Annotated in this window: 15 protein-coding genes, 1 tRNA gene and 1 pseudogene; 13 read left to right on the forward strand and 4 right to left on the reverse strand. The window is 63.6% G+C overall.

The genetic code is table 11. The features are described from left to right. Both DBR20_RS00235 and DBR20_RS00240 read right to left on the reverse strand, forming a co-directional pair. A pseudogene (locus DBR20_RS00235) lies at positions 1–367 on the reverse strand (nicotinate-nucleotide diphosphorylase); the annotation flags it as partial. After that, positions 364–633 carry a Trm112 family protein gene (locus DBR20_RS00240; RefSeq protein ID WP_100464527.1) on the reverse strand — a complete coding sequence of 90 codons (270 nt, stop codon included), beginning with the start codon at positions 631–633 and terminating at the stop codon, positions 364–366. The pseudogene DBR20_RS00235 and the gene DBR20_RS00240, both read right to left, overlap by 4 nt. Before the next feature lie 58 nt (positions 634–691). Here DBR20_RS00240 and purE point away from each other — a divergent pair, with 58 nt between their 5' ends. Together purE and DBR20_RS00250 are read left to right on the forward strand one after the other, a co-directional pair. Then, positions 692–1,195, forward strand: coding sequence for a 5-(carboxyamino)imidazole ribonucleotide mutase (gene purE / locus DBR20_RS00245; protein ID WP_108264764.1), 504 nt, complete (start codon positions 692–694; stop codon positions 1,193–1,195). After that, positions 1,192–2,340 carry a 5-(carboxyamino)imidazole ribonucleotide synthase gene (locus DBR20_RS00250; protein ID WP_108264765.1) on the forward strand — a complete coding sequence of 383 codons (1,149 nt, stop codon included), beginning with the start codon at positions 1,192–1,194 and terminating at the stop codon, positions 2,338–2,340. The genes purE and DBR20_RS00250 overlap by 4 nt, the downstream gene beginning before the upstream one ends. A 180-nt stretch (positions 2,341–2,520) precedes the next feature. Here DBR20_RS00250 and DBR20_RS00255 read toward each other — a convergent pair whose 3' ends face one another. Continuing rightward, on the reverse strand, positions 2,521–3,099 hold the full coding sequence (locus DBR20_RS00255; RefSeq protein ID WP_108264766.1) for a superoxide dismutase: 579 nt from the start codon (positions 3,097–3,099) through the stop codon (positions 2,521–2,523). 119 nt (positions 3,100–3,218) lie between these two features. Between DBR20_RS00255 and grxD the strand changes: the two genes are divergently transcribed. From grxD to DBR20_RS00310, 11 genes are all read left to right on the forward strand, one after another. Further along, the gene (gene grxD / locus DBR20_RS00260; RefSeq protein WP_025875264.1) at positions 3,219–3,539 is read left to right on the forward strand and encodes a Grx4 family monothiol glutaredoxin; all 321 of its coding nucleotides are present in this window, start codon (positions 3,219–3,221) and stop codon (positions 3,537–3,539) included. Further along, positions 3,536–4,333, forward strand: coding sequence for an SDR family NAD(P)-dependent oxidoreductase (locus DBR20_RS00265; RefSeq protein ID WP_108264767.1), 798 nt, complete (start codon positions 3,536–3,538; stop codon positions 4,331–4,333). Before grxD ends, DBR20_RS00265 begins: the two co-directional genes overlap by 4 nt. Before the next feature lie 208 nt (positions 4,334–4,541). Continuing rightward, complete coding sequence (locus tag DBR20_RS00270; RefSeq protein WP_108264768.1) at positions 4,542–7,778, forward strand: carboxypeptidase regulatory-like domain-containing protein; 3,237 nt, start codon at positions 4,542–4,544, stop codon at positions 7,776–7,778. Between the two features lie 251 nt (positions 7,779–8,029). Then, entirely contained in the window at positions 8,030–9,418 is a 1,389-nt protein-coding gene (gene ppnN, locus DBR20_RS00275) for a nucleotide 5'-monophosphate nucleosidase PpnN (RefSeq protein ID WP_089240035.1), read from the forward strand. A 171-nt stretch (positions 9,419–9,589) separates the two neighbouring features. Beyond that, positions 9,590–10,105, forward strand: coding sequence for a GspH/FimT family pseudopilin (locus DBR20_RS00280; RefSeq protein ID WP_108264769.1), 516 nt, complete (start codon positions 9,590–9,592; stop codon positions 10,103–10,105). After that, the gene (pilV, locus tag DBR20_RS00285) at positions 10,102–10,599 is read left to right on the forward strand and encodes a type IV pilus modification protein PilV (protein WP_108264770.1); all 498 of its coding nucleotides are present in this window, start codon (positions 10,102–10,104) and stop codon (positions 10,597–10,599) included. The genes DBR20_RS00280 and pilV overlap by 4 nt, the downstream gene beginning before the upstream one ends. Before the next feature lie 8 nt (positions 10,600–10,607). After that, positions 10,608–11,765: a PilW family protein gene (locus DBR20_RS00290; protein ID WP_108264771.1), complete on the forward strand. Its 1,158-nt coding sequence runs from the start codon at positions 10,608–10,610 to the stop codon at positions 11,763–11,765. Between the two features lie 5 nt (positions 11,766–11,770). Continuing rightward, positions 11,771–12,292, forward strand: a complete 522-nt coding sequence (locus DBR20_RS00295; protein ID WP_108264772.1) for a PilX N-terminal domain-containing pilus assembly protein — start codon at positions 11,771–11,773, stop codon at positions 12,290–12,292. A gap of 13 nt (positions 12,293–12,305) precedes the next feature. Continuing rightward, positions 12,306–16,079 (forward strand): PilC/PilY family type IV pilus protein, encoded by a 3,774-nt coding sequence (locus DBR20_RS00300; protein WP_108264773.1) that lies wholly within the window; start codon positions 12,306–12,308, stop codon positions 16,077–16,079. A gap of 23 nt (positions 16,080–16,102) precedes the next feature. Continuing rightward, positions 16,103–16,510, forward strand: a complete 408-nt coding sequence (locus DBR20_RS00305) for a type IV pilin protein (RefSeq protein WP_108264774.1) — start codon at positions 16,103–16,105, stop codon at positions 16,508–16,510. A 45-nt stretch (positions 16,511–16,555) separates the two neighbouring features. Further along, positions 16,556–16,632, forward strand: a tRNA-Asn gene (locus tag DBR20_RS00310). A gap of 52 nt (positions 16,633–16,684) precedes the next feature. Here the strand turns inward: DBR20_RS00310 and DBR20_RS00315 are convergent. Further along, on the reverse strand, positions 16,685–17,112 hold a 428-nt coding region (locus DBR20_RS00315), incomplete at its 5' end, for a GspH/FimT family protein (protein WP_108264775.1).

The following is a 17,112-nucleotide window of genomic DNA, read 5'->3' on the forward strand; positions in this document are numbered from 1 at the left end:
CAGCCACGTAGCGGGCAGTGGTGGTGGCGGTGCCGGACAGCGTCTGCAGGAAATTCAACGAGGTGCGTTCGGCGCTGACCAGGCTGCGGCTGCGCCCATGCAGCAGCGCAAGCACGGTACCGGCGCTGACATGGTCGCCTTCGGCCACCCGCCACTCGATCTGCACGTCCGCATCAAGTGCGCGGTGGGTGGCATCGAACCACGGGCGGCCCGCGATCACCGCATCCTGCTTGCACAGCAGGTAGGCGCTGTCCGACTGGTCGGGCAGCAGGGCGGCGGTGACGTCACCACTGCCCAGGTCCTCGGCCAACGCGCGGGCCACATCGGCCGCGACGACGGCTGGGTCCGGCGTCGGCAGCGCGCTCATGCGGCCGGGAAGTCGGCGATCTGTGCGGTCGGGATGGCCTCTTCGGCCAGCAACACCGGAATGCCGTCGTCGACGCGGAATACCTGCTTGCGGTCGCGGGTGACCAGGGCTTCGCGCAGCGGCTGCGCCAGCGGGTTGCCATCGGCGCGGTTGATGGTGCCGGCGGCGATCGCCCGGTTGAGGGCTTCCAGACCCTTGCCATCCAGCAGGGACAGGGGCTGGCGGGTGTCGGGCGATACCAGCAGGTCGAGCAGCTTGCGATCCATGGTTCTTCGTCTTGCGTGGAAGATGGCTAGAATACGTCTTTAAGGCAGGTGACGGCCAATGACCCCCAACCCGATCGCGCCGCTTGTCGGCATCGTCATGGGTTCCCGCTCCGACTGGGAAACCATGCAGCACGCCGCCCAGAAGCTTGAAGCTCTGGGTGTTCCGTTCGAAGTGAAGGTGGTGTCCGCGCATCGGACGCCGGATGTGTTGTTCAGTTATGCCGAGCAGGCGGGTTCGCGCGGGCTGCGCGCGATCATTGCCGGCGCCGGCGGTGCCGCGCATCTGCCGGGCATGATCGCGGCCAAGACCGCGGTGCCGGTGCTGGGCGTGCCGGTGCAGTCCAAGGCCCTCAACGGCATGGATTCGCTGCTGTCGATCGTGCAGATGCCGGCCGGCATCCCGGTCGCCACCTTCGCCATCGGCAATGCCGGCGCTTCCAATGCCGCGCTGTTCGCCGCGGCGATGCTGGCCAGCGACCAGCCGGCCATCGGGCTGGCGCTGGACAGCTTCCGCGCGCGCCAGACCGAAGACGTGATGGCCCACGACGATCCGCGCCAATGAGCCTGACCGTCGGCATCCTCGGCGGCGGTCAGCTCGCCCGAATGATGGTCCTGGCCGGTGCGCCGCTGGGACTGCGCTTCGAACTGTTCGATCCGGCGGCCGACGCCTGCAGCGGCCCACTGGCGCCGCTCACCGTCGGCGCCTTCGATGATAGGCAGGCGCTGGCGGACTTCGCTGCCAAAGTCGATGTGGTGACCTTCGATTTCGAGAACGTGCCCGCTGACAGCGCGCAATGGCTGGCCGACCGCGTGCCGGTCTACCCGCCGCCGTCGGCGCTGGCCGTGGCCCAGGACCGGTTGAGCGAGAAGACCCTGTTCCAGCAGCTGGGCATTCCACTGCCGGCGTTCGCCGATATCCGCAGCCGCGAAGAACTGGCGGCCAAGGCGGCCGAATTCGGTCTGCCGTGCATCCTCAAGACCCGCCGCCTGGGCTACGACGGCAAGGGCCAGTTCCGCCTGCGCAGCGAAGCGGACATCAATGCGGCTTGGCAGGCGCTGGGTGCGCAGGTCGAGCGCACCGGGCTGATCCTCGAGGGCTTCGTCGCCTTCCAGCGCGAAGTCAGCGTGGTGGCCGTGCGCGGCCGCGATGGCAGCTTCCAGGCCTGGCCGGTCACCGGCAACTGGCATGTCGACGGCGTGCTGTCGGCCAGCGTGGCGCCGGCGGTGTTGTCCGCTGCCGAGCACGAAGCGGCGATCGGCTATGCCCAGCGTGTCGCCGAACACCTGCAGTACGTGGGTGTGTTCGCGCTGGAGCTGTTCTGCCGCGACGGTGAACTGCTGGCCAACGAGATGGCGCCGCGTGTGCACAACTCCGGTCACTGGACCATCGAAGGCAGCGAAACCTCGCAGTTCGAGAACCACCTGCGCGCGGTGCTTGGCCTGCCGTTGGGCAGTACCCGCATGCTTGGCCATGCCTGCATGCTGAACTGGCTGGGGGCGATGCCTGACCCGACGCCGGTCCTGCAGCAGGCCAGCGGCCATTGGCACGACTACGGCAAGGAATCGCGTGACGGCCGCAAGGTCGGTCACGCGACGCTGCGCGACGATGATGCCGGTGTACTGGCCGATGCGTTGGTGCAGGTCGGCCTGGAGCTGGACCGCCAGGCCCAGGTGGCCCCGGCCGTGCACGCGTTGCGCAACGGCTGACCAAGGTGATGCCGGCCGTCGGCCGGCAGACGTCGCTGATCGCGGTAGTGCCGGCCGCTGGCCGGCAATGCCCACCAAGGTGGGCAGCTACCAAGGCAGGCCTACCAAAAGGTGGGCCGCCGCCACGGCGCAGCGTGATACCGGTAGCGCCGGGCCATGCCCGGCGGATGCCTGTCCGTATCAGCGCAGCTGGCTCTCGGCGAACTCCCAGTTCACCAGTTGCCAGAACGCTTCCAGATAACGCGCGCGATCATTCTGGTAGTCGGTGTAGTACGCGTGCTCCCAGACATCGCAGCACAGCAGCGGCGTGCTGTCGCCGGTCAGCGGCGTGCCCGCGTTGCGCGTGGCCTGCAGGCCGAGCTGCCCGCCCGGGTGCTGTACCAGCCACACCCAGCCGGAGCCAAACAGGCCAAGCGCGGTTCGGTTGAACTCTTCGCGAAGACGCTGGCCGTCGCCGAACTGGCGCTTGACCAGTTCGCCCAGGCGGCCCTGCGGTTCGCCACCGCCACGCGGGCGCAGGCACTGCCAGTAGAAGCCGTGGTTCCAGGCTTGGGCAGCGGCATCGAACAGCGCGCCCTGGGCGTGGCGGACGATGTCCTCCAGTGTGGCTTCTTCCCATTCGGTGCCGACGATGGTGGCATTGACCGCGTCGACGTAGGTGCGATGGTGGCGGCCGTGATGCAGTTCCACGGTCTGTGCCGACAGGTGCGGCTGCAGGGACGAGGGAAGGTAGGGCAGGGCAGGCAATTCGACGGGCATGGACAGGTTCGTGGCCAGGGGGCGGCGGCAGCCGGTACCATCGGCTTACAATGGGGGCTACCGTGGGCAGTCTAGCCGACCATCACGGTTGGTTTGTCCGGCGAAGCAAGGAGTGAGGTGTGGCGGTAATGCAGCAAATCCAGGCCGAGGTGGATCGTTACCCGCTCGTGCTGTTCATGAAGGGCACCCCGCAATACCCCATGTGCGGCTATTCCAGCCGTGCCGTGCAGGCCTTGATGGCCGCAGGCGCCGTTGCGCTGCGCACGGTCAATGTGCTGGAAGAGCCCGAGATCCGCGCCAACCTGCCGCGCTTCTCCAATCTGCCCACTTTCCCGCAGCTGTTCATCAACGGTGAGTTGATCGGCGGCTGTGACATCGTCATGGAACTGTTCGAAGCCGGCGAGCTCAAGCGCATCGTCGAAGAGGCTGCGCAGGGATGAGCGCCTGGCCATCGACGTCACCGGCAGACGGGGCGCTCGATGGCCGCCCGTTGCAGGATCGCGTGGTGCTTGTTGCCGGCGCCGGTGGTGGGCTGGGGAGTGCCGCCGCTGTGGCTGCCGCCGAGGCGGGAGCGACCGTGGTCCTGCTGGGGCGCAAGCCACGCCGGCTGGACCGGGTCTATGCCCAGGTGCAGGCGGTCGGGCCGGAACCCCTGTTGTATCCGTTGGACCTGGAAGGTGCAGGTCCCGATGACTATGCCGAGCTGGCCCAGGCTGTGGCGCAGGAACTGGGACGTCTTGATGGCCTGCTGGTCTGTGCAGCGCACTTTCCCGGCCTGACCCCGTTCGAGCTGGCCGACCCGGCCAGTTTCGCCCGTGCCGTGCACGTCACCCTGACCGCCCCGGCCTGGCTGGCCCAGGCCTGCCTGCCGTTGCTGCGCCAGCGTGAAGACGCGGCACTGGTATTCACCGTGGATGCCCCTGAGCGGGTGGGGCAGGCGTATTGGGGCGGCTATGGCGCTGCCCAGCATGGCCTGCGTGGCTTGATCGGCAGCCTGCATGACGAGCTGGCCCGCAGCCCGGTGCGGGTAAGTGGTCTTTACCCCGGCCCCTTGCGTACCGCCCTGCGGGCGCGGGCCTATTCGATCGACCAGGACCCGGCCGCACGTGGCCCGGAGGCCGCCGCTGCGGCGGCCGTGACGCTGTTGTCCGCCGCTGGACAGGCGTGGCGGGGGCAGGTGCTCGATGCGGGCAATCCGCCATCGACGAGTGAAGACGTTCGTAAAGCGGAATGAAGATCCCGTCACGATAGCGTTGCGATCCGGTGCCGTTTGTCGCACAACCGTCACATTGAAAGCGTAGCGTGTTAATCTAGTGTTAACCGTTGCGGCAGCTGCCGTTCACGGTAGGGAACCCCAGATAAATGTCCGAACAGCCGCCCGCAAGGCTGCTTGGATGCGCTTTTTTTCCGCCATCGCCAACTCGCATCGAGGCTACCGAACAATGACTCACCCATTCCGGATGTCCAAGCTCACCCTTGGTCTCGTGGCTGCGCTCGCCGCCGCTCCCGCCTTCGCCCAGAGCACCTCTGCCGGTGTCGGCGGCCAGGTCGTGTCCAACGCGGGCACCCCCGTGGCCGGTGCTGAAGTCACCATCACCCACACCGAGTCGGGCACTGTTTCGCGCGCGACCACCGATGCGTCGGGTCGTTACAACGCGCGCGGCCTGCGCGTGGGTGGTCCGTACACCATCACCATCACCAAGCCGGGTGAGGGCACCAAGACCGAAGACGGTGTGTACCTCAACCTGAACCAGGTGAATACGGTCAATGCCAACCTGGCCGGCGATGTTGCCGCCACCAACCTGGATGCTGTCCAGGTCGTGGCCGCTGCAGTGGGCAGCGACCTGTTCAGCGCCTACAAGATGGGCACCGGCACCAACGTCAATCGCGAAACCCTGGATTCGCTGCCGTCGGTGAACCGCAACATCCAGGATTACATCCGCCTCGATCCGCGCATCTCGCAGGTCAGCAAGGCAGACGGTGCGATCTCGGTCGGTGGCCAGAACACCCGTTACAACGCGATCCGCATCGATGGTATCGGTGCCGGCGATCCGTTCGGCCTGGAATCCAACAACCTGCCGACCGAGCGTCAGCCGGTGTCGATGGATGCGATCCAGGAAATCAACATCGACATCGCCAACTACGACACCACCATTGCCGGCGGTACGGGCGCGGTGATCAATGCGGTGACCAAGTCGGGTACCAACAACTTCGGCGGTACCGTGTATTACGCGTACCGCGACAAGGACATGGTTCGCAAGAACCTGGATGGTGTCCGTTTCAACGGCTTCGATGACGAAAAGACCTACGGCATGACCTTCGGCGGCCCGATCGTCAAGGACAAGCTGTTCTTCTTCGCCAACTACGAAAAGATGGAGCGTTCGGCCCCGGGCGTCAGCCTGACCGATTCGCCGTACGGCAAGGGCACCATCACCGATGCCGATATCGCCCGTGCGCAGCAGATCGCGACCGGCTATGGCTTCGACGCAGGTTCGCTCAACGCACCGGCCAACAAGACCGAAGTCGAAGAGTATGCGCTGAAGATCGACTGGAACATCAACGAAAACCACCGTGCCGCGGTGCGTTACAACAAGCTCGAGCAGAATGTTGTCCGCTTCCCGCAGATCAGCAACAGCGCGGTTTCGCTGAGCAGCTTCTGGTACCAGCAGCCGAAGACCTATGAATCCTGGATGGGCGAACTGTTCAGTGACTGGTCCGAGAACTTCTCGACCGAGTTCAAGATTTCGCACAAGGAATACACGTCGGTCCGCACCACCCCGTCGAACCTGCCGCACATCCAGGTCCGCGGCTTTGGTGCCAGCGGCAATGACTCGCTGTACTTCGGTACCGAGCAGAACTCGCACGTCAACGCGGTCGAGAGCAAGGAACTGAGCGCCTTTGGTGCCGCCACCTGGTACGTAGGCGACCACACCGTCAAGTTCGGTTTCGACTATTCCGACAACGATCTGATGAACTACTACGGTCGTAACGTCAACGGCGCGTACACGTTCTCGAGCCTGGCCGACTTCGCTGCCAACCGCGTGAACCAGTACGTTGTGCGTGCCCCGGCAGCTGGCGGCAGCTACGACGACATCCCGGCGAAGTACACGCTGAAGAACACCGGCGTGTTCATCCAGGACAGCTGGGCAGTCAACAGCAATCTGACCGTGCAGGCCGGCGTCCGCGTCGACATGCCGGACTTCGGCACCCAGCGCCTGTACAACCCGCGCATCATGGAGCTGTACGGGTACGACAACACGCAGCTGCCTGACAGCAAGCTGGTGCAGCCGCGCTTCGGCTTCAACTACACCTTCGACAGCGATCGTCCGACCCAGCTGCGCGGTGGCGTGGGCCTGTTCGGCGGCGCTGCCCCGAACGTGTGGCTTGCCGGTGCCTACCAGAACACCGGTCTGAACTACACCGAGTACACCGTCCGCAACCAGAACGGCATCTTCACCCCGGGCGTCAATCCGCCGTACATCCCGACCTCCGGTGCGGGTCGTCAGAACGTGGACATCGCTGCGCCTGACCTGAAGCTGCCGTCGGTGTGGAAGTCCAACATCGCCTTCGATCACGAGCTGCCGTGGTATGGCATCGTTGCGTCGGCTGAGTTCCTGTACACCAAGGTCAAGAGCGCGATCTACTTCGAGCGCCTTGACCTGTACAAGAACGCTGGTGGCCCGTCGTACACCCGTATTGGCCAGGATGGCCGCGAGCTGTACTGGAATCCGGCGGGCTACACGCCATGTGCCGGCACCAACTGCTCCATCCGTGAAGGCAGCAATGGTGCGGGCGGCAAGGCCAATCGTCCGACCGACATGGGCGACGTGCTGCTCATGAAGAACACCGACAAGGGCAGCAGCCGCCAGTTCACCGCTGGCCTGAACAAGCCGCTGACCGAGAACTGGGGCTGGTCGCTGGCCTATACCTACACCGCCGCGAAGGAAGTCAGTCCGCTGACCAGCTCGCAGAACACCTCCAACTGGGGCAGCACCCTGATCGGCACCGCCAACGAGAACGTGGCCTATGATTCGCGCTATGCGATCAAGGACCGCGTGACCGGTTCGATCAACTGGAAGAAGGCGTTCTTCGGCAACTACAACACCACCGTGGGCCTGTTCTACGAAGGCCGTTCGGGTCGTCCGTTCAGCTACATCTACTACAACGACATGAACGGCGATGCTGCTGCCACCACCGGCGCCGGCTACTTCAATGACCTGTTCTACGTGCCGAAGGGCCCGGGCGACGTCAAGTTCACCGGCGGTGCGGCGATGGAGAAGTCGTTCTTCGAATGGCTTGCCGCCAACCCGCAGCTGGCCAAGTACCAAGGCGAAATTGCTCCGGCCAATGCCTTCCGCACCAAGTGGGTGAACAGCTTCGACCTGCACATCGCCCAGGAATTCCCGGGCTTCGTGAAGGAGCACAAGGGTGAGCTGGCGCTGGACATCATGAATGTCGGTAACCTGCTGAACAAGAAGTGGGGCCGTATTGAAGATTACGGTTTCAACTCCACCTCCCGCGTGGCCAGCTACGCAGGTATCGATCCGGCAACCGGCAAGTACATCTACAACTTCACCGGTGCCACCGATACCCCGACCATCCAGGAAAACAACAACGACAAGGGCAACACCGGTGTGTCGCGCTGGTCGATGCAGCTGACCCTGAAGTACAAGTTCTGATCCGTCAGAGCCTGAAGCAGTAAAGGAAACGGCCGGGGAAACCCGGCCGTTTTCCGTTCAGGCTAAAGTCCTTGCGGGGGTGCCTGCATCGGCGTAGCATCCAGACACGTGCGCGGCGCAGATGCCGCCGAAGCGGTCCCGAAGCGGCGAACGCGGGACGCACCTATCCAACGGTCGGGCTTCCCGGCCGTTTTGCTTTTTAAGGGGGCGGCAGTACAGTCGGACACCTTAAAGGAAGCAGAAAAGTGGATATGACAACGAATGAAAAGGCAGCGCGGACGCTGCCGGTGCAGGACGCGCGGATCTACCCGCGCGGTGGACTGGATGTGCTGTCGCGGGCCGAGGTTGCGCGCCTGCGCGATGCCTCCGGCGGCGGCATGCATGAGCTGCTGCGCCGCTGCGCGCTGGCCGTGCTGACCAGTGGCAGTGCTTCCGATGATCCGCGCGCGGCGCGCGATCTCTATCCCGACTTCGACATCCAGGTGGCGCAGCAGGATCGCGGCGTACGCATCGACCTGGCCAATGCGCCGGCGATGGCGTTCGTCGATGGCGAAATCATCCGCGGTGTCGCCGAGCTGCTGTTCGCGGTGGTCCGTGACCTGGCCTACATGGCCATCGAGATGGGCCCGGCCTATGCGGCCGAGCTGGAGTCGTCCGAGGGCATCACCAATGCGGTGTTCGGGCTGCTGCGCAACGCGCGCATCCTCAACCCGGGTGACCCGAACCTGGTGGTCTGCTGGGGCGGCCACTCGATCTCGCGCGACGAGTACCTGTATACCAAGCAGGTCGGCTACGAGCTGGGCCTGCGTGGCCTGGACATCTGCACCGGCTGCGGCCCGGGCGCAATGAAGGGCCCGATGAAGGGTGCGACCATCGCCCATGCCAAGCAGCGCCGTACGGTGACCCGCTACATCGGCCTGACCGAGCCGGGCATCATCGCCGCCGAGTCGCCGAACCCGATCGTCAACCACCTGGTGATCATGCCGGACATCGAGAAGCGCCTTGAGGCCTTCGTCCGCATTGGCCACGGCATCATCGTGTTCGCCGGTGGCGTGGGTACCGCCGAGGAGATCCTGTACCTGCTCGGCATCCTGCTGCGCGAGGAGAACAAGGATCTGCCGTTCCCGCTGATCCTGACCGGCCCGACCGTGGCCGCGCCGTACTTCGAGCAGATCGACCGCTTCATCCGCCTGACCCTGGGCGACGCCGCGGCTGAGCGCTACGAAATCGTCATCGGCGATCCGGTGGCGGTGGCCAAGAAGATGTCGGCCGGTATCAAGCGCGTGCGCGAGCATCGCCTGGCGCAGAAGGACTCATTCTTCTTCAACTGGTCCATCGAGATTCCGTGGGAATACCAGCAGCCGTTCGTGCCGACCCACGAAGCGATGGCGGCGCTGGACCTGCATCACGGGCGTGCGCCGCACGCGCTGGCGGCCGACCTGCGCCGGGCATTCTCGGGCATCGTGGCCGGCAACGTGAAGGAAGACGGCATGCGCCGCATCGAGGAGTTCGGGCCGTTCCAGATCCATGGCGACCCCGACATGATGCAGGCCCTGGACGCGCTGCTGCGTGCCTTCGTCGAGCAGCGCCGGATGAAGATCTCCGGCGAGTACCAGCCCTGCTACCAGGTGCTGGCCTGACAGGCCGGGGTCGGATCCCCCGGACTCCGACCCGCGCCACGGGCGGCCAACAGGGTAGGGGCTGTCAACCCTTTGACGCCCGTCGCCCGGATCTTACCGTTCATCCTGCCGCCGCTTGCCGGCGGCAGGCTGGTGCGCCATCGTGGCCACCAACACGCTGGGGAGCGTCCAATGTCTTTGCGCCGGTCCAAGGGCTTCACGCTGATTGAGCTGATGGTCACGCTGATGGTCTTCGTGATCCTGGCGTCGATCGCCTATCCGAGCTTCCGCAGCATGATGCGCTCCAACCGTCTGGCGACGGCGAACAACGAAGTGATCGCGTTGACCAACCTCGCGCGCAGCGAGGCCATCCGCAACAACCGGGGTGGCGGCATCTGTGGCAGTACCGATGGCCAGGCCTGTGATGGTGAATGGTCCAAGGGGCTGCTGGCCTGGTCAGATCTTGACGCGGATGGCGTGCTGGGCAGCAAAGACAGCGTGCTGCGCTTCTCCCTGGGCAACCCGCAGCTGAGCGTGGTCGGCCCCCCGGGTGCGACCATTGCCTTTGATGGCCGTGGCCGTCGCAAGGCCGCGGAAGATCAGACGGTGGTGCTGTCCCCGGCGTCCTGCAAGGCCGGCGAACAGCGCAGCACATTGACGATCAACAAATCCGGCCAGGTCCGGGTGACCAAGGGAACCTGCTCATGAATCGTCGCAACCTTGCCTCTCCACGCTCGTCCCAGGGCGGCTTCAGCCTGATCGAAGTAATGGTGGCATTGTTGATCCTGGCGTTCGGGTTGCTCGGCTTTGCCTTGCTGCAGACGACAAGCGTGCGCTTCGTGCAGAGTGCCAATTACCGGACCCAGGCTACCAATCTGGCAAACGACCTGATCGAGCTGATGCGCGCCCAGCGCACCGATACGCTTGCCGGCGGAGCTTACTCGTCGGCCTCGTTTTCCGCGGGAGCAGTGACGGCGAATGGTGCATGTGCCTGGCCGACCGGCGCAGCGGTGACGCCGAAGACCAACGTGGCACGCTGGCAGTGTGAGGTCGTGAAGACACTCGGTGACAAGGCCAGTGCAGAGGTCCAGTTTACCCAGAGCACCGGTCTGGTCAGTGTGGCCATTACCTGGGGTGATCAGCGTTGGGATCCAAAGGAGCCTGACAGCCTCACCACCTTCGGCCTGACCACTTTCCTGTGAGCGCGTCCATGAGTCCGTATTCACGAGCCCGAGGTCTGTCGTTGATCGAACTGATGATCGCCATGGTCATCGGTCTGGTGCTTCTGCTGGGCATCACGCAGATATTCATCGCTTCCCGCGCGGCTTCGCGCCTGTCAGAAGGAGCTGCCCGAACCCAGGAGAACGCGCGCTTCGCATTGGACTTCCTGCAGCGTGACCTGCGCATGGCAGGTCACTTTGGTTGCGTGAACGATCAGGCGCACGTGATCAAGAACACTGGCGATGTCCGCTACAACCTTGGTATCGCCGCTGGCAGCGGAGATCCGTTGGACTTCTCGGTGCCAGTGCAGGGGTATGAGGCCGCAGGCACCGCCCCGACCAATACACTGACATTGGGGCGCACGTGGAGCGCAGCGATATCCATGCCCAAGAGCATCAGCAGCCTGAAGCCGGCGCCATTGCCGGGCAGTGATGTGCTTGTGCTTCGCCTGTTGAGCCCGGAAGGGGCTGTTGTGACAGGCGTGGGTGTGGATGGCACTACAACTACGGTGACGGTGTCCAGTGACGGCATGGCGCGCCTGAAGGCGGGTGCTGCCGGCACTCCGACGGTGTTCGCTCTGGCCGATTGCACTCGCGCCGATGTGTTCCCGGCCAGCATCAGTGGATCCACGGTCAAGATCGAGAAGCTGGATCTGACCGGCTACTCCGTCAACAACGCGATGACGATGCTGTATCGCGCCGATGGCCTGGTGTATTACATCGCGAGCAATGGCAACAATGAGCCGGCCCTGTACCGCGCCCGTGCCAATGGTGCCGGTGGCTACGGTGACGGCGAGGAGCTGGTGGAGGGTATCGAGAGCATGCAGCTGCTGTACGGCCTTGATGCAACAGCGGATATTTCTCTCTCCACGCCGCCCAGCGGCCGCATCGTCGACCAGCGCGTGGCCAGTGACATCAGTACCGCAATGGATGCGACCGCCGTGGGCCCATGGCGTCGAGTCGGCATGGTGCAGGTGGGATTGCTTGCCCGCAGCCCGCAGCGTGCGTCGGCACAGGCTCCAGGCTCGGCAGCCACGTATCTGGGCGTGCTCGGCGTGACCATCGCGCCGGGCGACCCCTATGACCAGCGCCACCGTGGCGCCTATGAAGTTTCCGTTGCGTTGCGCAACCGCCTGTTCGGGAATTGACGACCATGCGCTCCATCAAGCTGTCTTCGCGCCGCACTTTCTCTGCCCCTGTCCGGCAGCGTGGTGCCGTGCTCTACGTTGCGCTGATTCTGCTGATCATGCTGGCGCTGCTGGGCGTGATAGGCATGCAGGTGGCCGGCATGCAGGAGCGCATGGCATCCGGTTACCGTGCCGGCAACGTGGCCTTCCAGAATGCAGAGGGCGCGGCCCGCAGTGCCGAGAACGCCGTAGAGAAGATTGCCAACCGGCAGTCGCCTGGGGATAGCCCGGCCGTCAGCTCGGCCGACATCGATCAACGCTGCGACGATGGCTTCGATCCTTCGGACTGGGTCGCCACGACCAAGCTCGGCAACAAGCCGGCAGTGAAGGTCCGGCAGATCCAGGGCTGCATCCAGGGAGAGGGGGCGCTGGACATGGGCAAGCCGCTGGAGGCTGCAACACCGGTCTACCAGATCACGACGTACGCCGGCGACACGGCCACCGACGCGACGTCGCGCTCGGCGGTCGATACCGTATTCAAGCTGTGAGGGTGGGGAACCCATGAACACGCGAAATCGTAGGATCCTGGCGGGCGTAGGCCTTGCCGTTGTCGCCGCCGGCGGCTACCTGGTGCATACCCTGATGGCCGCGCAGGCGCAGGGTGTGTTGGCGCAGGAGCCGATGAACGTGCAGGTGCAGACACCACCTGCGTTCATCATGGCAGTGGATGACTCCAACTCGATGATGTTCGAACGCATGTTCCCCGGCGGCGATGGTCGCATGATCTGGAACAGCTCGACCGGCAGCTTCTTCAGCGCCGCAGGGCAGTTCAGTAACATCGGGTCGAACTGTTATGACCGCAACAACAACGCCTATGCGGACTGCTATCTCTTCCTGTATCCACATGGGGAATTCAATGCCAAGTACGGTGCTGGTCAAGCCATTCCGCCCCTGGACATCTTCGGTTTTGCCAGGTCGCATGTCTACAACGCCAGCTACTACAATCCTGCGGTTACCTACAATCCGTGGATAAGGGCGGACGGAACGCGCTGGGGCAAGGCTGCCATCAAGGGGGCGCTGGCCGATCCGCGCTCCACCTTCCCCGGTTACAGTTACTCGTATGACATGACGAGCGTCCGTTCGCGGAGTGGCGAGCAGTTCCAGTTTGTCGATGGCATGCGTATCCCGAGTCTGACTGGCACGGACAATCGCTATTACCGCAATGGCGCCTGGCAGACTGCCGCTCGCAGTATCACTTCTTCTGTGAAGTATGGGGTGGAGTACTTCCCGGCGACGTTCTATCTGCCGGAGAACGCTCCCGCTCCCTTCGGCTACAAGAGCGACAATGCGAACCGTCCTGTAATCGCTGGCGCCTGTGGCCCCAACTGCAACCTTCGCCGTTACCAGATCAAGAGTGAGAACTACGACGTCGATGGAGCCTACGGCCTGGCGATCCAGAACTTCGCCAACTGGTTTCAATATCACCGCAACCGCACGCTTGCCATCATCGGTGCATCTGCGGAGGCGCTGTATGGCGTCGACAACATGCGGGTGGGCTACTTCACGATCAATGTCCTGAAGGACGTGAAGATGCATGACCTGGTGACCAATCGTGCCGATCTGTATGAGCAGATCTATGGATTGAATCCGATCAGCGGCACGCCCAATCGTCGCGCCGTGGAGTACATGGCGGAACAGTTCCGTCGTACGGACGACGGCGCGCCGGTAGTTCGGGCCTGCCAGCGAAACGGCGGCATGTTGTTCACCGACGGCTACACCAACTCAGGCAATACTCCGAACGGCTCGTTTGGCAATGCCGATGCGGTCAATTCGACCAATCTCCCCCGCCTTCCGTTCGCGGACAGCTACAGCAACACGATGGCCGATGTTACCGCCGCCTATTATTCGGGCAGCAAAACGCCGCTGCGCACGGGCACGGGCTTTGCCACGGGCCAGGTGCCGGTGGACGAGCGTTGCGCGACCTTGGACCGTGGTAGTGCCGATTGGAAGCGGCTGGATTGCCAGGCAGATCTGCACATGAACTTCTACGGTGTCACGCTTGGCGCGCAGGGGCGGATTTACGGCGTGAATGCTGCCGCCACGGCGGACCCGTTCAAGAATCCGCCTAACTGGGACAGCAATCCAGATCCATCGAAGGTTGACGATGGAGCGGTAGTTGACGAAATCTGGCATGCCGCGCTCAACAGCCGCGGTGAGTTCATAAACGCGCAGACGCCCAGTGATGTGACGGTTGCAATGCGTCGTGTGCTGGAATCGATCACCGGTGGCAAGTCGCCGTCGGGGACGATTGGCATGACCGGTGCCCGCATCGGTGCAGGGTCGCTTTCGGTGACGCCAAGCTACGACATCCGCAACGGTGCGACCGATTGGTCGAGCAAGCTCAAGGCCTCGACCGTGAAGATCAACAGCGACCAGGTCGCTGTGTTCAGCGAAGCCTGGGAGGCATCGGCGAAGTTGTCTTCGACGGGTCGCCGCATCGTCGCCAACAAGGCGGGTACGCTGGTTGACTTCGGTTCGGCCGATATCAGCCTGGCCGATCTGTGCAGCAAGCCGGATGGCAAGTACGCAGCGATGCTGGTGTGCTCGACTGACAAGCTGAAGACCATTGATGCCGATATCAGCACCGCCATCCGTTATCTGAAAGCGGATGCGACGATGGAGAAGCGCAACGGCGGCAAGTACCGCGATCGCACCACGCCGCTGGGCGATATCGTCAACTCGGCCCCGGTGGTGAGTTCGCCTGTTGATGACTATGGCTATCGCCAGCTCGGCACCGACTATGCCGTCAGCTATGCCAAGTACCTGGACACCAAGGCAAAGAATGGCCGCTATACGGTCTATGTCGGCGCCAATGACGGCATGCTGCATGCCTTCGACGGTGGCATGGGGGCATCGGGTGAGATGGACAGTACGGGTGGGACCGAGCGCTTTGCATATATTCCGGCAACCTCGCTGGGCCACATGGCCAACCTGCTGTTCCCGTATAAGCCTGATACCGCTGATCAGACCTTCCGGCATCGCTATTTCGTCGATGGTCCGATCACCATATCGGACATGCTCATCGGCAGTACCTGGCAGACGGGGCTGGTCGGTACGGCCGGTGCTGGTGGCCGCTCGGTGTTCGCGTTGAACGTCAGTGACCCGGCAACCTTTGGCACTAAACAGGCGCTCTGGGAGATCAGCGACCTCAACATGTCGTTGGACGAGGGCGTACGCAACAACATCGGCTTTGTGCTGGGCAAGCCGGTGATCGTGCCGGTGAAGGAAGGAAAGACGGTTGCATGGAAGGCGATCTTCGGTAACGGCTACAGCAGTGCCAGCCGCAAGGCTGTTCTGTTTGTCGTGGATATGGCGTCCGGCTCCACGCGGATGATCGAGGCGGTGGAAGGCAATGCGTCGGGAGCCAATATCTCTGGAGACAATGGGTTGGGTAACGTGGTGGTAGTGGATCGCTGGCGTGGCGACAGCCAGGACGTGCGTGGACGCGATGGTCTCGCCGATACGGTCTACGCCGCCGATCAGCGCGGTGCTATCTGGAAGTTTGATCTCACCAGCAGCGCCAACACGACGCTTACCGTTCCCGTGTTCACTACCCAGGTGAGCCAGGACACCAGCGCGCGGAATTTCCGCCAGCCGATCACCGGCGGCATGACTGCTGCGACGGGTCCATCTGGCGGTGTGATGCTGTACTTCGGTACGGGCAGCTTCTCGTTCAATACCGACAAGGACGACACCTCGCGACAAGCGTTGTATGCGGTCAATGACATTGCCGGCAAGAGAGTGACGTCGACACTGACGTCCGCCAATCTGGCGCCCTATACAGCGGATGTCCCGGCGACTGGTGCAGAGGCGCGCAAGATTGTTGCAGGGAGTGCGCCGGCCAGTGCGCAGGGTTGGATGATCAATCTTCCCGCCAGCAATGGTGAGCGGTTTGTTGGCAATCCGCTGCTGGTCAGCGGCATCATGTTCATGCCGACCTATGTGCCGAATCTGGAATCCGTGGGTTGCTCGACGAGTGGATCGAACTGGTTGTTTGGTCTTTCTTCGCTGACTGGTGCGCCCGCCCTGGAGAATGTCCGCACCGGTTCGCCCAAGGGCGTCAAGCCCGCGGCGGGCACGGCGGGCCTTTCGCTGAAGACCGAGGGAACCGCCCCGATCAAGGATGTATCCCTGTCGGTGATACCGCGACTCGGTAGTGGCAAGGAAGGTCCACCGGGAGGAAGTTCGTGCTGGATGGTTGTGGGTGCCGCCGGCAGCCAGTCGCTGTACCTGCCTTATCCCTGCGGTCGCCAATCCTGGCGGCAGCTCCAGTGACTCCGGTGCGAGGAACCACGTCCATGCAGCATTTTCATGCGCCTCATCGCACAGCGGGCTTCACGCTGATCGAATTGATGGTGGTGGTGATCGTCATCGGCATCCTGGCGGCCATCACCATTCCGTCGTACCAGGAGTATGTAAGGCGATCACATCGCGCAGTGGCCAAGGCGGACCTGGCCGAGTACGCGCAACGTGCGGAACGCTATCACTCCAGCAATAACTCCTATTCGGGCTACACCCTGCCCAGCAAGGTCTCGCCGCGTGAAGGGGGGGCGACGCGATACAACCTTAGCTACAAGGGAGATGGTTCCACGTTCACGATTACGGCATCTCCGGCGGGTACGCAGGTCAAGGACAGCTGCGGCAAGATGACCCTGGACCAGGCCAACCGGAAAACCTCGGAAGGAGCGGTTTCCGATTGTTGGTAGGGGGTGTTGATCTTCCAGGATTCGGTCAGTATAATGCGCCTCCCCGCCCGAATAGCTCAGCCGGTTAGAGCACTTGACTGTTAATCAGGGGGTCGTTGGTTCGAGTCCAACTTCGGGCGCCAGATACTGCAAAAGCCGCGAGAAATCGCGGCTTTTTGCTTTTCTTGAACCTGTTCAGCACGGTTGATTCCGGTTGCTGCGCTCACTGCGGGTGCGGCCGCCATTGTTGACCACCAGCTTGCCGTGCAGTTGTCTGCCTGCGCAGATGCGCAGGGTCAGATTGGCGCCAGGACTTCGCCCATCCCCCTGGAAAAACAGGAGCGGCCGTCCGCTGCTCGCTTGTGCCAGGATCGTGACATCGTCGCCACCGCGATGAAATGCCAGGACGGCCTCTGCAGACCCGGGTGGGCCTCGTCGCTGGCCGCTGCGGTACACGATCCAACCTGCACTCCAATCGTCCGTGCACAGAAGCCCGTCTTCGCTGGCGCACAAGCCGATCAGTTCACGCCGGATCAGCGCTTGGCTGCGCGCGCCGGAGAGGCTGGCATGCAGGGTCAGTTGCAGGGCGTCGGCGCGGTGCCGCAACAGCATCGGATGCAGGG

Source organism: Stenotrophomonas sp. HMWF023, from assembly GCF_003060985.1.
Classification (GTDB): domain Bacteria; phylum Pseudomonadota; class Gammaproteobacteria; order Xanthomonadales; family Xanthomonadaceae; genus Stenotrophomonas; species Stenotrophomonas lactitubi.

Coding starts and splice junctions, on each gene's coding strand:
- DBR20_RS00240 (WP_100464527.1), bottom strand. CDS start 633: ATGGATCGCAAGCTGCTCGACCTGCTGGTATCGCCCGACACCCGCCAG.
- purE (WP_108264764.1), top strand. CDS start 692: ATGACCCCCAACCCGATCGCGCCGCTTGTCGGCATCGTCATGGGTTCC.
- DBR20_RS00250 (WP_108264765.1), top strand. CDS start 1,192: ATGAGCCTGACCGTCGGCATCCTCGGCGGCGGTCAGCTCGCCCGAATG.
- DBR20_RS00255 (WP_108264766.1), bottom strand. CDS start 3,099: ATGCCCGTCGAATTGCCTGCCCTGCCCTACCTTCCCTCGTCCCTGCAG.
- DBR20_RS00265 (WP_108264767.1), top strand. CDS start 3,536: ATGAGCGCCTGGCCATCGACGTCACCGGCAGACGGGGCGCTCGATGGC.
- DBR20_RS00270 (WP_108264768.1), top strand. CDS start 4,542: ATGACTCACCCATTCCGGATGTCCAAGCTCACCCTTGGTCTCGTGGCT.
- ppnN (WP_089240035.1), top strand. CDS start 8,030: ATGACAACGAATGAAAAGGCAGCGCGGACGCTGCCGGTGCAGGACGCG.
- DBR20_RS00280 (WP_108264769.1), top strand. CDS start 9,590: ATGTCTTTGCGCCGGTCCAAGGGCTTCACGCTGATTGAGCTGATGGTC.
- pilV (WP_108264770.1), top strand. CDS start 10,102: ATGAATCGTCGCAACCTTGCCTCTCCACGCTCGTCCCAGGGCGGCTTC.
- DBR20_RS00290 (WP_108264771.1), top strand. CDS start 10,608: ATGAGTCCGTATTCACGAGCCCGAGGTCTGTCGTTGATCGAACTGATG.
- DBR20_RS00295 (WP_108264772.1), top strand. CDS start 11,771: ATGCGCTCCATCAAGCTGTCTTCGCGCCGCACTTTCTCTGCCCCTGTC.
- DBR20_RS00300 (WP_108264773.1), top strand. CDS start 12,306: ATGAACACGCGAAATCGTAGGATCCTGGCGGGCGTAGGCCTTGCCGTT.
- DBR20_RS00305 (WP_108264774.1), top strand. CDS start 16,103: ATGCAGCATTTTCATGCGCCTCATCGCACAGCGGGCTTCACGCTGATC.